We start from the raw sequence: 22,931 nt of genomic DNA, 5'->3' as shown, positions 1-22,931 counted from the left end.
TGTGGGAGAGTATGTCGTCGCCTTTCTTTTTAAAAACCCTATCCAATTCGGATAGGGTTTTTTGTTTTATAATACTTCCAAAATATTTAAATGCTTTTTTAGTATACAGGATTTTGTCGCAAAAGTTAAGAGATCGTTCTCAATAGAGAAAATGTTATAATGTTTTTTAAACTTATGTAGTAAATTGTTGAAAATGAGTATTTTTTAATTAGTTCAATTATCTTTATCTTCCATGAAAATAATTAAAATACATTTTGAAAGTCTTTCTTTTTACTTATGTATAGAAAATAGTAATGAACAATTCTCTCAATTTTCATGTTTGATAGTGCTTTTTTTTTTAAATCTGCCTATTCTTTTAGTCTGCCTAAATAATTTAAATATATAGATTTTAATTCTAAAATCATTATTTATAGTGATGTACGGGATTTAGCGATATTATAGTTTTGCGCTTAGAAATAGTGTAAATAGAGTATATCGACATGATACATCATAACAGTAAAATATGCCTCATTCGAGGTATTTTAATCTTATTATTGTTCTTCTGCATAAGTAATTTTTATGCACAAAATGGTTGTCCTCAGGTGCCTAAATCAATTTTAGACGGTGCAAATGGGTTTTCATTGGAGGGAAAAGAATCTAAGGACGATTTGGGTTTTCAAACTAAATCGGCTGGTGATATAAATGGAGATGGAATTCCAGATATTATGATTGGAGCGCCGGGTACCGATTTTGGTGGAATGTCTAATGTAGGTGAAATTTACGTGATTTTTGGGGGATCAGGTTTTTCTTTTAGCTCATTTGATGTTTCCACCTTAAACGGAACCAATGGTTTTATAATAAGAGGTATTAGCGCAGAAGAAAAACTTGGATCAATGCTGAGTTACGCTGGAGATTTTAACCACGATGGAATTGATGATATACTTGTTGGTGATAATTTTAATCCAACGGGAAAAGGAACTGCTTTTATTTTTTATGGTAAAAATTCTGGATTTCAACCTTTATATAACAGAAGCGATATTGATAATACAAAAGGATTGTTTATTACGCTGGATTCAGCGTTAACAACCAAGGTAAATGATGTGAGTTATGCAGGAGATGTTAATCACGATGGAATTGCAGATATAATTATTACAGAAAATATTAACAGTAAGGCAAATTATTATATAGTCTTTGGTAGTATTTCGATAAATAACTTAAATACATCTGCTTTGTCTGGGACAAATGGTTTAACTATTAAAGGATATTCAGAAACAAGTTCAGGAATAGGTTCAACAGCTAGAAATGCTGGGGATATTAATAATGATGGAATTGATGATGTCATTATTGGCTGTCCATCATATAGAGAAGGTTTTGATTATAATACAGGAAGAGTGGCAGTGATTTTTGGAAAAAATTTGACTTTTCCGTCTTCTATTCAATTAGAAACTTTAAGCAATCCAGATGGATTTACAATTACAAATACAGGTTCGTATAATAATCTGGGTAAATCTGTTGCTGCGGCGGGAGATTTTAATCATGACGGGATTGATGATTTTATTCTGGGCATACCTGGAAAAAATTTAACAGGTAAAAATAGTGTAGGTGAAGCATATGTTGTTTTTGGAAGAAATACATTTCCCAGCACTTTTACTATTGAAAGTATAAATGCAAGTACGGGTGTTATTTTTCAGGGAACAAAAGAAGGAAGTGAGTTTGGGTTTAATGTAGAGGGAATTTTCGATGTTAACAACGATGGTAAAAGTGATATTGCCATTTCTTCAAAAAGGGGAATTACATATAATGGATCAGTTTATATCGTTTTTGGGGGAAATACGGCGACAGGCATTGTTAATGAAAAAACGATTTTAAACACAGTAGGATATCAGATTTTTGATAGTTATGATGGCTATTCTACTGCTTTTTTTGGATATGATGTAGCCGGAATTCGAGATTTTAATCAAGATGGTAAAAATGATTTTATTTTAGGGTACGTAAGGAGGGATGAATATTATTGGGATAAAGGAAATGCATATATATTTTATGGAGAAAAAATGGATCGTATTGATGCTGTAAAACCTACAATCACTTGCCCTCCAACCCAGGGACTTTTTGCAAATTCATCACTTCCTGATTATGTTTCTTATTTACCAGATTTAATCGATAATTGTACTTACATAAATAACTCCGATTTAATCGTTACACAAAATCCGCCCCAAGGAACTTTTTTTACTGCAGATACAAATGTTACTATTACGGTTACAGATTTAGCTGGGAATACAAATTCGTGTACTTTTTTGGTAAAATTAAAAAGTCCTCCGCCGTCTCCTACCTGTAATACATTTAATTATTCATTAGGAAATTTAGATGGTTCTAATGGTTTTGTAATTAATGGAGAAAATGGAACTGTAAATATGGGTTATAGTGTTAGTAAAGCGGGAGATATAAACGGAGACGGCATAACAGATTTCATTGTTAGTGCTATTGGAAGTTCGTATTCATTTTCAGGAACTTTTAGTAACAGTAATGATTACATAAATGCTAAAATTTATGTGGTTTTTGGAAAATCAACTGGATTTCCACCTATTGTTGATTTAAAGTATCTAGACGGCACTAACGGATTCAAAATCAAAGACGATATTAATCTTACGGGTGATGATGAGACAGGATATCAGGTTTCAAATGCAGGAGATATTAATAGAGACGGAATAGATGATTTTATGTTTAGTGCACCAATTCGACGAGGTCTAGATTGGACAGTAGGAGCGCTTTATGTTGTATTTGGTAAAACAAGCGGTTTTCCGTCAGAAATGCTTTTATCAAGTTTAAATGGTAGTAATGGCTTCACTTTTATGGGGACTAATTATTATGAAGCAGCAGGATACAGTATTGATAATATTGGGGATTTTAACAATGATGGTTTCGATGATATAGCTGTTACGGGAACAGGAAGATTTGAAAAAGTATATGTTATTTATGGGAAAAATGGAAGTTTTCCAGCTTTAATTTTGGGTACAGATCTTAACGGAACAAACGGATGTATAATCACAAGTAATCCGGCAACTGATAAAGTAGGTAGATCGGTTGCAGGATTAGGAGATGTAAATGGTGACGGTATTCCTGATATTGCTGTTTCAAGTTATGAGGGAGAAAAGAAATACGTGATTTATGGCCGATCAGGATTTCCGAGTACATTTAATGTTGATAATTTAAACGGCAGTAACGGATTTGTTGTAAGTCATTCTTTAGAATCTTTGAAATATGGAACTGTCAGCAAAACAGGAGATTTAAATAATGACGGACTTAATGATATTGTTTTTAGTGGAACTTACATTCTTTTTGGTTCTTCCAGCTTTCCGGCTTCTGTAAATTTAAATAATCTGAATGGAACTAACGGATTTAAAATCGTTACTGGATTTGGAATTGATAAATATGGCGGAATTGGAGATTTTAATAACGACGGAATTAACGATTATATTTTTAGAGAAGGTACAAGCTCTATATATGTTTTATATGGAAAAAATACTTGGACCAACACCATTGATGTTAATACTTTTACCGTTAAAGACGGATTGAAAATTCTTCAAGGATATTCGTATAGAAACTCCTTAAATTTTGCTGGAGACATTAATAATGATGGATTTGATGATATTATCATTGGAAACAATAAATATTATTCACCATTTGAATCTATAAAGATAAACGAAGATCCCGGAACTGCTTATGTAATGTATGGAAAAGCAGTAGTTCCCGATACCCAGAAACCCGTTATAAGCAATTGTCCAACAAATAAAACTCTTGCTGTCGGAGATGCAATTCCGGATTACAAAACCGCTATTACAGTAAGTGATAACTGCGATAATAATCCAATAATAACACAAAATCCTTCGCCTGGAACAATTTATACAGGAGGAGTTCAAACTATAACTTTAAAAGCGACAGATGCTAGTACAAACGAACAAATCTGCAGTTTTACAATAACATCAAATGCAGATTTAGCACCAGTATTAACCTGTCCGGGAAATCAGCTTTTGGCATGTGGATCTTTGGTGCCAAATTATTTGGATTTGCTTACTGTAACCGATGATACAGCTGGAGATATAGAACTTACACAATATCCTGGAGAAGGCTCGACTTTTTTTGATGGAATGCAGATTGATTTCTCAGCCAAAGATGAAGCCGGAAATATAACGCATTGCAACATTATTATAAATGCTTCTGGTGCAGATACAGCGCCTCCAACTTTTACATGTCCAACCAATGTTACTTTAAATTGTGGTGACGTAATTCCGAATTACGCCATCGATCCTATGATGAATCTAGCAGATAATTGCAGTGAAAATGTGCATTATGAAATAACGCCAGTACCAGGAACGCCTTTCTATGATGGAATTCCTGTCAAAATAAAATATACAGATGAATCAGGAAATTCAGCCGAATGTAATTTTGTAGTACATTCTGCGGTTCCAGATATTACTAAGCCTATTATAACTTGTATTCCAGATCAAAACTTGGCTTGTGGAAGCACGTTGCCCGATTACAGAAGTTTAGTTTCTGCAACAGACAATTGTCTTGGAACAATAACATATACACAAAACCCAATTGCAGGAAGTCCATTTGTTGACGGAATGACAATAACAATTACGGCCAAAGATGTTTCAAATAACGAATCTTATTGCACATTTAAAGTCAACGCTTTCGCGGATGGAATTGCGCCCGTAATTACGTGTATTGGAGATCAGAGTTTATCATGTGGAGCAACAATTCCAGATTATACGGCTTTAATAAACGTAACCGATAATTGTGATGCGTCGCCAATTTTAACTCAAAATCCAATCGTGGGAAGTCCTTTCTTAGAAGGAATGACAATAACAATTACAGCCAAAGATATTTCAAACAACGAGTCTTATTGCACATTTAAAGTCAACGCTTCCGCGGATGGAATTGCACCCGTAATTACGTGTATCACAGATCAAAGTTTATCATGTGGAGCAATAATCCCAGATTATACAGCTTTAATAACGGTGACCGATAATTGTGATCCTTCGCCAGTTTTAACACAAAATCCAGTTGCGGGAAGTCCTTTCACAGACGGAATGACCATAACTATAACAGCAAAAGATGTTTCCAATAATAGTTCAATTTGTAATTTTAAAGTAAACACTTCCGCAGATTTGACTGCACCCGTAATTACTTGTATCGGAGATCAAACATTATCGTGCGGCAGTATAATACCAGATTATACGCCTCTAGTTACAGCAAACGATAATTGCGATGCCTCACCAGTAATTTCTCAAAGTCCATCTGCTGGAGGTGCTTTTACAAGCGGAATGACAATAACTTTAACAGCAAAAGATGCATCAAATAATGAGTCGTATTGCACTTTCAAAGTTAACGTTTCCGCGGATGTTACGGCTCCTCAAATCACTTGTATGGGTGATCAGAATCTGGCTTTTGGAGCAGTTCTGCCAGATTATCGTTCGCTGATAGTTGCAACAGACAATTGTGATTCCAATTTAACGATAACCCAGACACCAATCGCAGGAACTAATGTTACTGACGGAATGACTATTACGATGAATGTCTCAGACAACAGCGGAAATCCTGCTTCTTGTTCGTTTAAAATTCATGTGACACAAGACACAGAAGCGCCGGTTTTTGCCTGTATTTTAAACCAAATGGTTGATTGCACTACAAGTACAGTCCCAGATTTTACTAAAATGATTTTTGCCACAGACAATACCGATCCAAATCCGATAATTACACAGATACCGGTTGCGGGAAGCGCATTTTCTGACGGCATGTCAATTACGATAAAAGTTTCAGATAAAAGCAATAACAGTTCAAGCTGTTCTTTCTTAATGGTTTCATATCCAGTTTTAGTAGATCTTGGAGACGATTTACAAATTAACGAAGGCGAATCAACGCAGCTGTATGCTTTAGCTTTAGAAGATGGAATTTTCTCTTGGTCGCCAGCAGCGGGATTAAACAACATTAAAATTGGAAACCCAATTGCAAAACCTACAGAAACAACCACATATAAAGTAATTTTTACCAATCAAGACGGCTGTCAAGCAGAAGATTATATTACGATAACAGTAATTCCAGCAGAAAAAGACGAAACAAAATATGGTTTTTCTCCAAACGGAGACGGGATTAATGATTTTTGGGAAATTGATGGAATAACAAATTATCCTGAAAACGAAGTGCTGATTTACAGCCGTTGGGGAGATTTAGTTTTTCAAACAAAAGGCTACAACAACTCCACAAATGTGTTCAGCGGAATTGCCAATAAAAGTCGAAGCCTTGGTGCGAACCAGCTTCCAGAAGGAACTTATTTCTTCGAAATCCGCACAGAACAACCCAATCATTTTAAGAAAACCAAGGGATATCTTGTTTTAAAACGTTAATTCATGAAAAGTAAAATCAATATAATCTTAGCTTTATTTATATTAATCATTTTTTTAGAAAGAGCTTACGGACAGCAAACCCCAGTTTTCTCCAGTTATAATTACAATGCCGTTCTTATAAATCCTGCTCATGCCGGATATTATAATGATATTGATATGGTGATGACCACAAATGGTTATTTTAATTCGGTTGACGGAAGTCCGAAAAACTTTGATCTTTCAGTAAATAAATTAACTTGGGGCGAAAAAATAGGTTTAGCTGCAGGAATTTCACACGATCAGGTAGGAGTAACCAACATAACAACTTTCTTCACATCATATTCTTATAAAATCTATTACGATTCTGAATATAAAAACGGAAAATGGTGGGCATACGATCCCAATATTATTTCGTTTGGAGTTACAGCAGGAGGAATGCTTTACAATGAAAACCTGACACGACTGGGAATAGAAAATGATCCTGAATTTCAGGAAAATGTAAACAGTTTTACGCCTACTTTTGGAGTTGGATTTTTATACAACCGCGATCATATTTATTTCGGATTATCATCGCCAAATTTGTTAAGTTCAGCTTTTAATTCAAACCATAATACCAATTTAAAAAACGTGTATTATAGCTATTTCGGATATAAATTCTTCACCAATAGATTTGAAGAAATACTGGTCAATCCGAGTGTTTTGTTCAAATATGTAGAAGGAGCACCATTTCAAGCTGACTTAAATCTTTTAATCAATTACAAAAATAAAGTTGAATTTGGCGGCGGTTACAGAACTTCAAAATCGCTTAATTTTCTCGCCGGATTTCACCTTTCAGACAATTTTAGAATCATTTGCACTTACAACAAATCAATTGATAATGTGGTGATTCCGGACACCTTTGGATTAGTTTTAAATTACAGATTGGGAAAAGGTTTTGAGTAATTAATCGACCAAACCATTTTCAACTGCGTATTTTACAAGACCCGCCGTATTTTTAGCATTCAATTTGGATAATAAATTACGGCGGTGCGTATTTACGGTATTCAAGCTAATGAATGTTTTTTCGGCAATTTCGGCCGTATTATATTCGTGAGCAATCAAAACCAAAATCTCCTTTTCGCGCGAACTCAGTTCCGTTAAATTAGAAACCTGTTTTTCAATTCTTGAACTATTGGTTAAATGCTTTTCTTCCAATTCTTCAGCAAAATAATTTTCGCCAGAAGCAATCGTATTAATTGCTTTAAGAAGTTCTTCTTTCTCCGCATTTTTCAACAAATAGCCATTTACGCCAATTCTAATCAATCGCGAAACAATCATAACATTGCTGTGCGTACTTACAATTAGGATTTTTACATTTGGATGCTGTTTTTTCAGAATCTTACTCAACTCAATTCCGTCCATTTCCGGCATACTTACATCCAGAATAATAAAATCGACAACACCTTTTTTTATTATTTCCAATGCTTCGTTGCCATTTACAGCCTTGTCAACAATAGTAATATTGGGTTCTTGTTCCAACAGCGAAATAATACCCTGCAGAAACATCGTGTGATCGTCGGCAATAAGAAGATTAATAGTATTCATTCAACAAATATATTAGTTGCTTTTTAATTCATCAAGCTGATTTTTCAAATCAATGCCCTTAACTTTTTTCTTTGGTTTTACTGATTCAGCCGGAATTTCAATATTAGCAATTGTACCGCGTTTCAGTTTCGAATCAATTACAAAAGAACCGTTTAGCTTTTTAATACGAGATTCCAAATTAATAAATCCAATTCCTTTGGACTGCTTTTCGGTATCAAAACCAATTCCGTTATCCTCAAACAAAAGATTGATACTATTTTCAATAAAATTCAGCTGAATTTCAACCTCCGAAGCCTTAGCGTGTTTAATTGTATTCGTTAAAAGCTCCTGAATAATTTTGAAAATTTCAATCTGAATATTCTCATTCAATTCATTAATTTCCTTTTTCGGATACGGAATAAAAGCGATTTTAATCTTACTCGCCTCGCTGATATTTTTAAAATAAGATTCTAAAACCTCCAAAAATTTATTCTGGCTGAATTTCTTTGGCAGCAGCGTATGCGAAATACTGCGAACCTGCTGATACGTTTCATCAAGCTGTAAACTGATTTTCTGAATATTAGAAAAATCAGAAGCATTTAAATGATTTACCTGCAGTTTTATAGCAGCCAAATTACCGCCGATGCTGTCATGAAGTTCCTGCGAAATACGCTGTCTTTCCTTATCCTGTCCGCTAATCGAAGCTTTTATTAATTCCAATTCCTGTTCTTTCAAAATCGTATTAATTTTTTGAGAACTCACTTCCGCCTGTTTACTATTCAGCAAACGCTGCGCTTTCAAACGTTTATAGTATTGAAACAAAAGTCCCATAATCGGAACTAGAAAAACCAGAAAACCAGCAATAATAAAAAATCGCATTTTCTTTTGCTGGTCAATTTCCAAAGCTTTCAATTGCTGATCTTTCTTTAATAGCGAAATCTCATTTCGTTTTTTATTGGATGAATTCTGAAAAGCCAGAATAGTATTTTCATTCTTTTTCTTCGAAATTTCCTCTTGTAAAAGCATATTTTTCAAAGCTTCTTCCTGATTAGCCAAAGCTAATTTTTTAGCTTCATTTTCAAATTTCAAAACCTCGATTTCCTTTTGTTTCTGCGCCGTTTTATATTTGACTTCAAGTTCGTTAATCTCTTTTATTTTTTGAAGATTGCTGATAGAATCCTTTATATGCGCTGATTTTTCGAAAAACGAATAAGCACTTTTATAATCATTCTGTTGAATCGCAATTTTTCGCAATTCATCATAAATATGCATCTGATTTTGAAGCAGGCCAAAATGAACCGATTTTTGAAGCGCTTCAGAAAAAATCAATTTAGCATCCTCATATTTTTTTAACGAAATATAGCTATCACCAATACTGCTTCTGGAAATTATGGATAATTGATTCAGTTCGCTTTTGTCAGCAATTGCCAGCGCTTCCTTAAACATTTTTAAAGCCTCCTGATGTTTATTTTGCAATTGATAATTCTCGCCAAGTCCCAATAAAACAATGACACGACCTTGATTATTATTTGTTTTTTCGCAGAGAATTTTTCCTTTTTTATAAAAAATACTGGCGTTGTCATAATCCTTCAGCCTCGAATAAATGTCACCCAGATTGATATAACTTCCCAGAATTATTTCATCATCATCTTTATATTCCAAACATTGCTTAAACAATTTAATCGCATTCGAATAATCTCCAAGCTCCGTATAAGCCTGCGCTAAACCATGCGTATGCGTATAAAAAAGGTTTTTTTCTTTATATTTCTGAGAAGCTTCAATGCCTTTAATATGCCATTTTTTGCTTTCATTTAACAATCCTCTTTTTTTATAATTGATTGCCAGTAAATTATAGCCTAGCGAGAAAAGACGGTTTTTCAAAGAATCATTAACAGCCGTATTGTATTTTAAAGCCTGATTGGTGTAAAAAATAGAAGAATCGATTACCGCCCTTTTGTTAAAATAATAAGCAAGAAGCAGATTTGTTCGGGCAAGCGCTCTATTGTCTACTTTAGATTTTAAGATCAAATGTGCTTTTTTATAAGCCTTTTTTTCTTCGCCTTTATTGTAGAGATCATAAAGCGCGAGTGTGTTTTTATCTTCTTTAACCGAAATGGATTTTTTAGAAATAATAGCCTGCTTTTTACCTTCAATCTGAGCCTGCAGACCAATAGATAAAAAGACGAAGAACAGTACAAAAAGTCTTCTCAGCCAGATTTTCATATCATTAGTTTTTTACTCAAAACAGAAGAATGAGTAATTTTTAAAGCCTTGTAAATTTGGGATTTATAAGATTAAATCAGTTTTTGAATAAGCGATAAAAGTACTACAAAAGAATTGAAAATACTTTTCTAAAAATAAAATTTTTGAATGAAGTTGTGATATTATGAATGATTTTGAATCGTTTTTAAGGTGTTGTAAATTAAATGATTATGGCGATAAAAAACACTAAAAGTTTCTTAAATAGATTTGAATGTATTTTTTCCTGTCGTAAATTAGTGAGACTATACTTAAAAAATTGAATTATGAAAAACAGAATATTTTTAGTCCTTGCATTGTTAACGATAACAATCTCGGCCAGCGCGCAGAAGAAAATCGAAGTCACAGAACTGCCAAAACCAGCACAGGAATTTCTAAAAAAACATTTTGGTGATGTTGTAATAGAAAGTGCCAAAAAAGATGCAGAACACGGTGAAAAAGGTTACGAAGTAAAACTAAAAGATGGTACAGAAGTAGAATTCTGGAAAGACGGTTCATATAGAGAAGTGGATGGTGGAGACAAACCAATACCGACTGCATTTATTCCGAAAGAAGTAAAAGATTATGTGGCGAAAAATTATCCCAACGAAAAAATCACTCATATTGATTACGGTCACAAAGATCTCGATGTAGATTTAACCAACAAAATCGATCTGGAATTTACCAAAGACGGCAAAATCCTGAAAGACAAGAAAAACAACATCGGGAAAAAATAGTATAAGAATAACTGTTACTAAATTATTTTTAACACATAGATACATAGTTTTTTAGAGTTTAAAAAAAGGCGTTTCACTTTTATTAATTCACATAGCTATGTGTGAGAAACGAGTTTCTTTTAATTATCTTATTTTAGTCTAAAAAATCTATGTCTCTATGTGTTAAATTGATGTATTTTAATTATGCTCATTTAAAAAAAAAGATAAATGTCCTCCAATTATATATTGGAGGACATTTTGTTTTAGCGAAATCCCGAAAAGAACATCTTGAGAGAAAATAGTTTATATTTACATCTTCTATTTATTTGATTTATGGAAGAAAATAAACACGTTACGATTTACGATATAGCCGAAAGATTAAATTTGGCCACATCAACTATTTCAAGAGCTCTAAAAGACCATCACACCATAAGTGATAAAACCATAAAAAAAGTCAAGAAAACTGCCGAAGAAATGGGTTTTGTTCCCAATACTTTAGCGGCAGGTTTGCGTGGAAACAAAACCAAAACGATTGGAGTTTTAATTCCGACCGTTACACAGCCTTTCTTGTCATCGCTTATCAGCGGAATCGAAATTGCGGCTCAAAAATCGGATTATACCGTAATCATTATGCAGTCGCATGACTCGTATGAGGAAGAAGTGAATATGGCGAAATCCTTGTACAGCAACCGTGTAAGCGGCGTAATTTGTTCGCTGGCTATGGAAACGCGTGATACAGCACATTTTCATCAATTTTCTAATAATAATATTCCCTTAGTTTTTGTTGATCGTGTGCCTAAAGATTATAATACTTTTAGAGTTGTAATCGACAATTATACAGCAGGTTACAAAGCCACAAAACACCTTATTGAACAAGGTTGTATTCGAATTGCACACATAACAGCAGGATCAGAATTAGGTAATTTATATAACGAAAGAAAAAGAGGTTACATCGAAGCCTTAAAAGATCATAATGTCGATATAGACGAAAAGCTGATTATCAATTTAAATTCAGTTACTTACGAAGATGGAGTAAAAGCCAGCAACGCTTTATTCGACTTAGATCCAATTCCAGATGGGCTTTTTGCGCCTGGAGATATCTTGGCCGTAAGTGCCGTGCAGACTGCTAAAAAGCGTGGCATAAAAGTGCCTGAAGAATTTAAAGTAATAGGTTTTAATAACGACCCGATTTCGCAGATTATTGATCCAAATTTATCAACGATCACGCATCCCGCAGAAAAAATGGGAAAAGCAGCTGCAGAAATTATCATCAAAAACCTAAAATCATCTAAAAACGATGATGCCAAAGAAATTACTTTCTTAAACACAGAAGTACTGGCAAGAGAATCTACGCAGAAATAAATTTAAAATATTTTTGAATTGAACTAGTGCAAACTATGCACAAGTTCATAATAAGCTGAATTTTGTAAACCGCGGATGAAAGAGATTTATATGTGAAGTATAAAAAAATCCGCTTAAATCCGCGTCTTCGTGATAACGAATCCGTTTTATCCGCGTTAAAATTTTGTCCTTTTAAATTGTGCCAAAAGTTTAAATTGCAAAATTTAGATAATTATATAATTTGATCAAAATTGAAAACAATTACCCTTCCGGATGAACTGAATTTAGAAAAATCGCAGTTAGTACACATTGTGGACTACAGCAGTTTTAAAGACGTTTCTAAACAACAGATTATCCTCAATCAAAACATTATCAGTTTTCTGGTTTCAGGAACAAAAGAAGTCATTTTTGATAATACCGCTTTATCAATAAATGCTTCACAATTTATTGTCATGCGTTCAGGAAACTGTCTTATGACAGAGAAAAAGCTTGCAGATGACAGCAATTACAGAAGCGTGCTTTTCTTTTTTTCAAATGAAATGATTCATGCTTTCATTAGAAAAATAGAATCGGCGAAACCAGAATCAGCAGAACCAAAATCTGTTCATGCATTTGATTATGATGAATTTTTAAAACGTTTTGTAGAAAGTCTCGTAGACATTTCTAAGCTTCCTTCTGTCGTTCAGCAAAAATTGTTAGAAGTCAAGTTTGAAGAACTAATGTTGTATTTGACAGCGCAACACGGAACCGAATTTCTTCATTCGCTGACAACAAATTCAGATGATACAGCACAGAAATTCATTCGTACTATCGAAAACAGTCATTTAAGCAAACTGACCTTAAAAGAATTAGCTTTTTTATGCAATATGAGTGTTTCAACTTTTAAAAGAGAATTCGAAAAGCACTATTCAGAATCGCCTATAAAATGGTTTCAAAACAAAAGGCTCGAATATGCGCATTATTTGCTGGGTCAGGAGAAAAGCCCGTCAGAAGTGTATTTTGAAGCCGGTTACGAAAACTTTTCCAGTTTCAGTCAGGCGTATAAAACCAAATACGGCGTTACGCCAAAGCATCACAAGATAATTTGAGCTTTTAGCAACAATTTTTGGTTTTTTAGCTAAAATTATTCTGTCAGTCCAAATCTAACTTTGCTTAAAATTTTAAATCAGATAAAATGAAAAAGCTAAGTTTACTTTTGGTGATGTCAGCGATTTTTTCGACATCTATTTTTGCACAAAAAACATTCACCTTAACCAGTAAAGATTTAGGCGGAGAAACCACTAAAATTCAGGAATTCAACGGATTTGGCTGTTCGGGAGAAAATCAGTCTCCGCAGTTATCCTGGAAAAATGCTCCGGAAGGAACCAAAAGTTTTGCCGTAACGATGTACGATCCAGACGCGCCAACAGGAAGTGGATTCTGGCATTGGGTTGTAGTGGATATTCCGGCAAATGTAAACGAGTTGGTAACCAGTGCCGGAACTAAAAATCTTGTTCCCAAAGGCGCGATTCAAAGCGTAACCGATTATGGAATTAAAGGATTTGGAGGACCTTGCCCGCCGGTTGGACACGGATTTCATCAATACATTATTACTGTGTACGCTTTAAAAACCGATAAACTAGGAACAGACGAAAACACAAATCCAGCTGTTGTTGGATTTAATCTTTGGAACCAGACTTTGGCAAAAGCCAGTATTGTAGCGTATTACAAACGATAATTGAGTAAAGAAAAATCTAAAATTGAGCTTACTATAGGCAGGATAGTTTTTATAATTATCCTGCCTTTATTTGTTATATGAAATTATTTTTTGAAAAAAACAGAGCTAAAATTTTTTTCTTCGAACACAATCTTATATTTTTACGCAACCGATTGCAATTGTTGTTTTATTTCGAATAATGTATTTTTTAAATTAAAATTTTATCAAATGCTTTTAAATGGAAATAAAATGCTATTGATGTAAAAATGTATAATTGAGAATAAATAAAACTAAAATGACTTCATTACGATTTGTTTTTCTGTTTCTTTTGATTTCCGTTTCGGCTTCGGCACAAAGGGATTATAAATTGTGGCTGCAATATAATTCGGTTACAAATGCTTCAATTGCAAAAGAATACAAAGACAATTTAAAAGGAATTGTTGTTTTAGGAAATTCTGAAACTATAAAAATCGCTGAGAAAGAGCTGAAAACTGGATTTCAAGAAATGCTTGCAGTTATTCCAGAATTCAAATCGGAAATAAAAAGAGAAAATAACTTAATTGCAGGTTCTCAATCCAGTTTAAATGCAGAGATCAAAAGACGGTTACAATCTGATTTTGATAAAATAAATAATGAAGGATTTATCATCAAATCCATTTCCTTTCAAAATAAAAAACAAATCATAATTACAGGAAAAAATGATGTAGCTGTTTTGTATGGCGTCTTCAATTTCTTGAGAATTCTTCAGACGAATAAATCGGTTAAAAATCTCAATATTGCCGATTCTCCCAAAACAAATATCAGAATTCTAAATCATTGGGATAATCTGGATAGAACTGTCGAAAGAGGTTACGCTGGATTTTCACTTTGGAATTGGCAGAAACTTCCTGATTTTATTGATCAGCGTTATATTGATTACGCTAGAGCGAATGCCTCAATCGGAATTAACGGAACGGTCTTAACTAACGTAAATGCCAATGCTTTAATTCTGACACCGCAATATTTAGAAAAGGTTGAAGCTTTAGCGAATGCTTTTAGACCGTACGGAATCAAAGTATATTTAACTGCAAGATTTTCAGCTCCAATCGAAATTGGAAAATTAAAAACTGCCGATCCAAAAGATCCGGAAGTTATCAATTGGTGGAAAAATAAATCAGCGGAAATCTACAAACGCATTCCAGATTTTGGAGGATTTTTAGTAAAAGCCAATTCAGAAGGTCAGCCGGGACCACAAAATTACGGAAGAGATCACGTTGACGGCGCCAATATGCTTGCCGATGCCGTTGCGCCTTTTAATGGAATTGTGATGTGGAGAGCTTTCGTATATTCAGAACACGATGCCAACGACCGCGCTAAACAAGCTTATGCCGAATTTCAACCTTACGATGGAAAATTCAAAGAAAATGTAATCGTTCAGGTAAAAAATGGAGCAATCGATTTTCAGCCAAGAGAACCATTTCATCCTTTATTTGGTGCGATGCCGAAAACGCCTTTAATGATGGAATTTCAAATCACACAGGAATATTTGGGTTTCAGTACACATTTGGTTTTTCTACCTAAATTATTTCAAGAAGTTTTAGAATCAGATACCTATCAAAAAGGAAAAGGTTCAACAGTTGCCAAAGTCGTTGACGGAACTTTATTCCAAAATAAAATAACCGGAATTGCGGGCGTTGCTAATATCGGAAACGATCTTAACTGGACAGGACATCCTTTTGCGCAGGCGAATTGGTACGGTTTCGGGAGGCTGGCGTGGAATCCATATTTAGATTCTGAAGTTATTGCTGATGAATGGTTAAGAAGTACTTTTTCGAACGATGAAAATTTCATTAAACCTGTAAAAAATATCATGATCAAATCGCGTGAAGCTGTTGTCAATTACATGACACCACTTGGATTGCATCATATTATGGATACAGGACATCATTACGGACCTGGTCCGTGGGTTTCTAATCTTTCAAGACCAGAATGGAATCCAACGTATTATCATAAAGCAGATAAAAACGGAATTGGTTTCGACCGTTCTAAATCAGGAACAAATGCTGTTTCGCAATACGCGCCAGAAGTTGCAAAACTTTTTGATAATTTAGAAACTTGTCCAGAGAAAGATCTTTTATGGTTTCATCATGTTTCATGGGATTATAAACTAAAAAACGGTCAGACGCTTTGGAACGGATTAGCTTTAAAATATCAGGAAGGAGTTAATCAAGTTGAAAACATGCAGAATGTTTGGAAGAAAACTGAAAAATATATCGACGCTGAACGTTTTCACGAAGTCGAAATGTTATTAGAAATTCAGTACAAAGAAGCAAAATGGTGGCGTGATGCCTGTCTGCTTTATTTTCAGCAGTTTTCTGGAAAAGAACTTCCTGCGGAAGTAGAAAAACCAATACAGACTTTAGAGTATTTTAAATCATTAAAATTCCCGTTTGCACCGGGAAATGGATAAATTAAATTATTGAGATTAATTAAGAACGCAGATGACGCGGATTTGCTATCGCAAAGACGCGGAAAAAAACGGATTTTTTAAATAATAAAAATAAAAAATCCGTGTAAATCAGCGCTTTCGCGATAGCGAATCCGTGTCATCCGCGTAGCATATCAAACAACAAATTATGAGCAAAAAAACGGCAATTGTAACCGGAGGAAATTCGGGATTAGGTTTTGCAACCGCAAAAAAATTATGTGACAACGGAATTACAACCTACATCATCGGAAGATCAAAAGAAAAAACAGAAGATGCCTGCAAGGAAATTGGTGAAAATGCCATTCCGGTAATTTTCGATTTAAATAATCTGAGCGGAATTCCTGCCATGATCGAAAGCATTACGCAAAACGGCCCAATCGATATTTTAGTTAACAACGCCGGAATCAACATGAAAAAAGAAATTCCAGAAGTAACTGATGAAGATTTCCTTTCGATTATTCATACCAATTTACTAAGCGTTTTTGCCGTAAGCCGTGAAGTAATTAAAAACATGAAAGCAAACGGAAGCGGTAGTATCATCAATATTAGTTCAATGGCATCACAATACGGAATTCCGAAAGTAATTGCATATTCAGCAAGTAAAGGCGCAATCGAATCCATGACACGCGCTATGGCAACAGAATTGGCTCCAGCGGGAATTCGTGTAAACTGTATCGCTCCTGGATTTATAAAAACCAAAATGTCTGCTGCAGCGTTGGATAACGATCCTGAAAGAAAAAATAAAGTTTTGGGAAGAACTCCAATGGGGTTTTTAGGCGAACCATCGGATATTGCAGATGCGGTTTATTATTTTGCATTAAGCGAATCAAAATATACAACGGGTACAGTTTTGCCAGTTGACGGTGGAAACAGCATAGGTTTTTAAAGTTTACAGCCACGAAGGCGCTAAGACACAAAGTTTTTTCTTTAAAGTTTTTTAAAATAAACTTGGTGTCTTAGCGCCTTAGCGGCAAAAAAGCCCTTCGTGGCAAAAAAAGCGAATTATGATAAAAATGCAGCAAACTATGCGTTGGTTTGGACCTCAGGACAACGTAAAACTTATCGATATAAAACAAGCTGGAGCAACTGGAATTGTGACTGCTTTGCATCAAATTCCGGTGGGCGAGGTTTGGTCTGTTGAAGCTATTCAGGAAAGACAACAAATCATTAGAAATGCGGGTCTGGAATGGACTGTGGTTGAAAGTCTTCCCGTTCATGAAGAAATTAAACGCGCTTCTGGCAATTATCTGCAATACATTAAAAATTATAAAATTAGTTTACAGAATCTGTCCGATTGCGGAATCAAGATCATAACCTACAATTTCATGCCGATTCTGGATTGGGTGCGTACGAATCATAATTTTATAAATGAGGACGAAAGCAAAGCTTTGCTGTATAATCAGGATGCGTTTACGTTTTTTGATGTGTTTCTTTTAAAAAGACCCAATTCTGAAAACGATTATTCAGAAGCCGAAAAAGAAAAAGCCTTGCAATTTGGAAATCAATTGGCTGAAGACGAAAAAGCCTTGTTGTTTAAAAATGTTTTATTGGGATTGCCGGGAAGTAAAATCAATTTTACGGCCGAGCAGATTTTGTCACTTTTAGATAATTATGCCGAAATCGATAATCAAAAACTAAGAGAAAACCTGATTTATTTTTTATCCGAAGTAACACCGACAGCAGAAAAAAACGGTCAAAAATTAGCGATTCATCCAGACGATCCGCCGTTTTCAGTTTTAGGATTGCCGAGAATCGTTTCAACAGAAGCCGATTTAAAAGCGATTTTTAATGCCATTCCTTCAAAAGCAAACGGATTATGTTATTGCACAGGTTCTTTAAGCGCCGATCCGAAAAATAATCTGGAGAAAATAATTGACGATTACGAAGACAGAATCCATTTTTTACACCTTCGGAATACCTTCCGCGAAAGCGAAACTATTTTTAGAGAATCCGAACATTTATATGGGGATGTAAAAATGGAAAAGATTGTAGAAAAACTTTTATTGGTAATGAATAAAACAAAAGTCAGTTTGCCGATGCGTCCCGATCACGGTTTTCTGCACGAAGTTGATAAAACGACAGAAACGTATCCGGGTTATTCTTTAACGGGAAGACTGAAAGGTTTAGCCGAATTGAGAGGTCTGGAAATGGGAATTGGGTATAAATTGAATTTGTAACTACATTCTATTTCAAAATACTATACTAACTAAAAAACCACAATAAAATGAAATTAGTAAAACCTTATTTATTAGCCGTCACGGCAATATTAGCGTTAAGCTGCACATCGCAGAAAGAATCTCTTACCTTAAAAGATGCTTATAAAAATGATTTTTTAATTGGAACTGCCTTAAGTGCTGATCAAATTCAGGAAAAAAACGGCAAAGAAGATTCTTTAATTAAAAAAGAATTCAATGCAATTACAGCTGAGAATATCATGAAATCGATGTTTGTGCACCCACAGAAGGATAAATACGATTTTACATTATCGGATAAATTTGTGGCGTACGGAAAAAAGAATAATATGTTTGTTCACGGGCATACTTTGATCTGGCACAGTCAATTAGCGCCTTGGATGGAAAAAATTGCTGACAGCACAGAAATGAAAGCTTTTATGCAGGATCATATTACTACAATTGTTTCTAAATACAAAGGCAAAATTGATTCGTGGGATGTGGTAAACGAAGCTTTGAATGAAGACGGAACTTTACGAAAATCAGTTTTTCTAAATACATTAGGCGAAAAATATTTAGTTGATGCGTTCAAATTAGCCGCAAAAGCTGATCCAAATGTTGATTTGTATTACAACGATTATAATATCGAGGAACCTGCAAAAAGAGCCGGAGCCATTGCTTTAATCAAAAAGATAAAAGCAAAAGGAGGAAAGGTTGACGGCGTGGGAATTCAAGGTCATTGGCGATTAGCAAGTCCGTCTTTAGAAGAAATCGAAAAAAGTATTTTAGAGTATTCGGCTTTAGGAATCAAAGTGGCATTTACAGAATTGGATATTACCGTTTTACCAAATCCGTGGGATTTAAAAGGTGCTGATGTGAATCAGAAATTTGAAGGAAATCCAAAAATGAATCCGTATCCAGAGAAATTACCGGATTCGATACAAAAAAAGCTTGCAGATCGTTACGCTTCGATTTTTAAATTATTTTTAAAACATAAAGACAAAATCAGCCGAGTAACTTTCTGGGGCGTTCACGACAAACAATCGTGGCTAAACGATTGGCCGATAAAAGGAAGAACCAATTATCCTTTATTGTTTGATACTGAATTGAAACACAAAGAAGCCTACAACAGTGTTTTAGAATTAAAGCCATCAAAAGAATAAAATTTTCGGCTTTAAAGAGTTGTTAATTGAATAATATTTAGCAATCGATTGTTTTTTATCTATTTCTTGAAATAAAGCACAGTAAATTTGCACGATATGTTTTTTTATATAATTTTACACAACCGATTGTTTTAATTTAAATTGCTTTCCTGCAAGGTTTCCAAAACCTTGTAGGTATAATTAGGACGGCAGTTGCGACAATAGGAAACCTGCAAGGTTTTGGAAACCTTGCAGGAGAAAAACTAACTAACCACAAAACCACAATGAATAACATTTCACAAAAATTATCCATCAAAGAAAAAATAGGATACAGCTTGGGCGACTTGGCTGCCAATCTGGTTTTTCAAACTTTGATGACCTATTTGGCTTATTTCTATACCGATATTTACGGATTATCGCCAACAGATTCTTCAATCATTATGTTGATTGTTGGTTTAATTGCAGCCTTTATTTTTAATCCGATCATAGGGGTTTTGGCAGACAGAACGAGTACCAAATGGGGAAAATTCAGACCGTGGATTTTAGCAACGGCGATTCCGCTAGGAGTTGTGGCTTTACTGGCTTTTTCGACACCTGATTTTTCGTATAAAGGAAAAGTAATTTATGCCGTGGTAACTTATACTTTATTACTGCTTTTCTATGCCGGAAACAATCTGCCGTATTCTGCTTTAAGCGGTGTCATTACGGGCGATATGGGCGAAAGAAACAGCATGTCGTCGTATCGTTTTGTGGCGGTTATGTTTGCTCAGTTTTTTGTGCAGGTTTTTATGCTTGGAATTATAAAAAGTGCTGGAAACGGTGATAAAGCAGTCGGAATCGAAAAAGTAATGACAGCTTTGGCGATTATCGGAACAATAATGCTTTTGATTACATTTTTAACTACGAAAGAAAGAATCATCCCAAAACCAGAACAAAAGTCAAGTGTAAAAGAAGATTTAAGCGATTTAATCAAAAACAGGCCTTGGATTATCATGCTTTCGCTGACAACTTTGGTTTTTGTGACTTTGGCGATGAAAGGCGGTTCGTATGTGTATTATTTTGAGAATTATGTAAACAAAGAACAATTGGCGGTTTTCATTCAGCCCATTTTAGATTTTTTATCGAATATAGGATTGAATCATTTTGGAAACGATCCTGTTTCGGCGGGTTTCGGATTGTTTAATGCTGGCGGAATTATCTTTATGATTGTCGGTATTACATTGTCTAAAAATCTGGCAGACAAATACGGGAAAAGAAATGTATTCGGAATCTTTCTCTTCATTTCGACCCTTTTCATTATTGCCTTTTATTTTTTTCCTTCAACATCCATCGGATTGATATTTTTTTCCCAAATCTTACACGGATTTTTCTACGGAATCACAATTCCGATTCTTTGGGCAATGATCGCCGATGTTGCCGATTATTCAGAATGGCTGAATAACCGCCGTGCAACCGCAATTATTTTTTCAGCAATGATGGTGGGTTTAAAAGCTGGATTAAGTATAGGAGGTGCCTTGACAACTTTGTTTCTGGGCTATTTTAATTATGTTCCAAACGCATCTGAGCAATCAGAAACAGCGGTAAACGGAATCAAATTATTAGTAAGTGTTTTTCCGGCAATTCCATTTTTGATAGGAGCGGGATTGTTGTTTTTCTATAAAATCAATAAAGAAATGGAAGTACAAATTGAGCAGGATTTAAAAGAAAGAAGAAATTAAAATTAATTAAAAACATACAGAAGAATATGCCTGAAGACAGCATTGAACACATTAATTTTGAGGAAATTAATGATTTGGCGATTTCAAAGCCTTTAGTATCCCATATTTATACAGCCGATCCTTCGGCACATGTATTCAATGGTAAAATTTATATTTATCCGTCTCATGACATCGATGCGGGAATTCCGTTTAACGATAACGGCGATCATTTCGGAATGGAAGATTATCACGTTTTTTCGATGGAAGATATTACATCAAAAGCGGTCGATAACGGCGTTGCTTTGCATGTAAATGATGTTCCCTGGGCAGAAAAACAAATGTGGGCACCAGATGCAGCATGCAAAAACGGAAAATATTATTTGTATTTCCCAGCCAAAAATACCAATGGGATTTTTCAGCTTGGTGTTGCCATAAGTGATTCGCCGGTTGGGCCTTTTGTTCCAGAAAAAGAAGCTATAAAAGGAAGTTACAGTATTGATCCTGCAGTTTTTGAAGACGAAGACGGCAGACATTATATTTATTTTGGCGGAATTTGGGGCGGCCAGCTTCAGAAATACCGAAACAATATTTATGATGAAAATAACGAAGAACCAACGGCAGATGAAAAGGAGTTAGGACCAATCGTGGCAAGACTTCGAGAAGATATGCTGGAATTTGACGAAGATCCGAAAGAGATTTTAATTCTGGATGAAAAAGGAGAAGTTATAAAAGCCGGGGATAACGACCGTCGCTTTTTTGAAGCTTCTTGGGTTCATAAATACAACGGAAAATATTATTTCTCGTATTCTACAGGTGACACACATTTTATTTGTTATGGAATTGGCGACAATCCGTATGGGCCGTTTACGTATCAAGGAAGAATTCTGAATCCAGTTGTGGGCTGGACATCGCATCATTCTATTTGTGAAGTGGAAGGTGAATGGTATTTATTTTATCATGATTCGAGTTTGTCGAAAGGCGTTACACATTTAAGAAGCATGAAAGTAACCAAAATTGATTATATGGAAGACGGTTCGATTATTACGATTGATCCGTATGGGATTAGAAGATTGTTGGATTAAACGCAAAAAATAACCCCAGCGGGGTTTAATATTTATAGAAATTAAAAAGACATATAGAACATAAACCCTAGCGGGGTGACATATTTTGTGTTACATGTCGCTCCGCTGGAGCTCAAAATCAATGAAAATATTGTTGTGCTATAAATATTTTGCTCCTCCAGAGCTGTAAATTGCTTAGTGATTAATATGTTATTTGTATTTATAATTAAACGCAGCAATAACCTCGGAGAGGTTTAATATTTGTAGAAATTAAGTTGATGGTCATGAACAAAAAAACCAGCGGGGTTATACATTTTAAGGTTAAACATATCGCTCCTCTGGAGCTCAAAATCAATGAATATATTGTTGTACTATAAATATTTTGCTCCTCCAGAGCTGTAAATTGCTTAATGATTAATATGTTATTTGTATTTATAATTAAACGCAGCAATAACCTCGGAGAGGTTTAATATT

14 protein-coding genes are annotated in these 22,931 nt (G+C 34.6%); 12 read left to right on the top strand and 2 right to left on the bottom strand.

Going from position 1 to position 22,931, the window contains the following annotated elements; all coding sequences use genetic code 11:
- Positions 1 to 479 precede the first annotated feature (479 nt).
- Both ABD859_RS15765 and ABD859_RS15760 read left to right on the top strand, forming a co-directional pair.
- Complete coding sequence (locus ABD859_RS15765; RefSeq protein WP_345145544.1) at positions 480 to 6,386, top strand: HYR domain-containing protein; 5,907 nt, start codon at positions 480 to 482, stop codon at positions 6,384 to 6,386.
- Positions 6,387 to 6,389: 3 nt separating this feature from the next.
- Positions 6,390 to 7,307, top strand: a complete 918-nt coding sequence (locus tag ABD859_RS15760; protein ID WP_345145543.1) for a PorP/SprF family type IX secretion system membrane protein — start codon at positions 6,390 to 6,392, stop codon at positions 7,305 to 7,307.
- Here the strand turns inward: ABD859_RS15760 and ABD859_RS15755 are convergent, their stop codons facing one another.
- Both ABD859_RS15755 and ABD859_RS15750 read right to left on the bottom strand, forming a co-directional pair.
- The gene (locus tag ABD859_RS15755; protein WP_345145542.1) at positions 7,308 to 7,949 is read right to left on the bottom strand and encodes a response regulator transcription factor; all 642 of its coding nucleotides are present in this window, start codon (positions 7,947 to 7,949) and stop codon (positions 7,308 to 7,310) included. It abuts the gene before it with no gap.
- A gap of 12 nt (positions 7,950 to 7,961) precedes the next feature.
- On the bottom strand, positions 7,962 to 10,151 hold the full coding sequence (locus ABD859_RS15750) for a tetratricopeptide repeat-containing sensor histidine kinase (protein WP_345145541.1): 2,190 nt from the start codon (positions 10,149 to 10,151) through the stop codon (positions 7,962 to 7,964).
- Between the two features lie 302 nt (positions 10,152 to 10,453).
- Between ABD859_RS15750 and ABD859_RS15745 the strand changes: the two genes are divergently transcribed.
- From ABD859_RS15745 to ABD859_RS15700, 10 genes are all read left to right on the top strand, one after another.
- Complete coding sequence (locus ABD859_RS15745) at positions 10,454 to 10,903, top strand: PepSY-like domain-containing protein (protein ID WP_345145540.1); 450 nt, start codon at positions 10,454 to 10,456, stop codon at positions 10,901 to 10,903.
- Positions 10,904 to 11,215: 312 nt separating this feature from the next.
- Positions 11,216 to 12,244 (top strand): LacI family DNA-binding transcriptional regulator, encoded by a 1,029-nt coding sequence (locus ABD859_RS15740; RefSeq protein ID WP_345145539.1) that lies wholly within the window; start codon positions 11,216 to 11,218, stop codon positions 12,242 to 12,244.
- 230 nt (positions 12,245 to 12,474) lie between these two features.
- Positions 12,475 to 13,311: a helix-turn-helix domain-containing protein gene (locus ABD859_RS15735; RefSeq protein ID WP_345145538.1), complete on the top strand. Its 837-nt coding sequence runs from the start codon at positions 12,475 to 12,477 to the stop codon at positions 13,309 to 13,311.
- 86 nt (positions 13,312 to 13,397) lie between these two features.
- The gene (locus ABD859_RS15730) at positions 13,398 to 13,940 is read left to right on the top strand and encodes a YbhB/YbcL family Raf kinase inhibitor-like protein (RefSeq protein WP_345145537.1); all 543 of its coding nucleotides are present in this window, start codon (positions 13,398 to 13,400) and stop codon (positions 13,938 to 13,940) included.
- A 274-nt stretch (positions 13,941 to 14,214) separates the two neighbouring features.
- Entirely contained in the window at positions 14,215 to 16,368 is a 2,154-nt protein-coding gene (locus tag ABD859_RS15725; protein WP_345145536.1) for an alpha-glucuronidase family glycosyl hydrolase, read from the top strand.
- Positions 16,369 to 16,534: 166 nt separating this feature from the next.
- Positions 16,535 to 17,272 (top strand): SDR family NAD(P)-dependent oxidoreductase, encoded by a 738-nt coding sequence (locus tag ABD859_RS15720; RefSeq protein WP_345145535.1) that lies wholly within the window; start codon positions 16,535 to 16,537, stop codon positions 17,270 to 17,272.
- A gap of 127 nt (positions 17,273 to 17,399) precedes the next feature.
- On the top strand, positions 17,400 to 18,563 hold the full coding sequence (gene uxuA / locus ABD859_RS15715) for a mannonate dehydratase (RefSeq protein ID WP_345145556.1): 1,164 nt from the start codon (positions 17,400 to 17,402) through the stop codon (positions 18,561 to 18,563).
- 47 nt (positions 18,564 to 18,610) lie between these two features.
- The gene (locus ABD859_RS15710; protein WP_345145534.1) at positions 18,611 to 19,720 is read left to right on the top strand and encodes an endo-1,4-beta-xylanase; all 1,110 of its coding nucleotides are present in this window, start codon (positions 18,611 to 18,613) and stop codon (positions 19,718 to 19,720) included.
- A 263-nt stretch (positions 19,721 to 19,983) separates the two neighbouring features.
- The gene (locus ABD859_RS15705; protein WP_345145533.1) at positions 19,984 to 21,417 is read left to right on the top strand and encodes an MFS transporter; all 1,434 of its coding nucleotides are present in this window, start codon (positions 19,984 to 19,986) and stop codon (positions 21,415 to 21,417) included.
- Between the two features lie 26 nt (positions 21,418 to 21,443).
- Positions 21,444 to 22,478, top strand: coding sequence for a glycoside hydrolase family 43 protein (locus ABD859_RS15700; RefSeq protein WP_345145532.1), 1,035 nt, complete (start codon positions 21,444 to 21,446; stop codon positions 22,476 to 22,478).
- The last annotated feature ends 453 nt before the right edge of the window (positions 22,479 to 22,931 follow it).

The organism is Flavobacterium ginsengiterrae (assembly GCF_039539785.1).
In the GTDB taxonomy this organism is placed as follows: Bacteria; Bacteroidota; Bacteroidia; order Flavobacteriales; family Flavobacteriaceae; genus Flavobacterium; species Flavobacterium ginsengiterrae.
The sequence above is the reverse complement of the archived record's forward strand: the minus strand, read 5'-3'. Positions and strand labels throughout refer to the sequence as shown.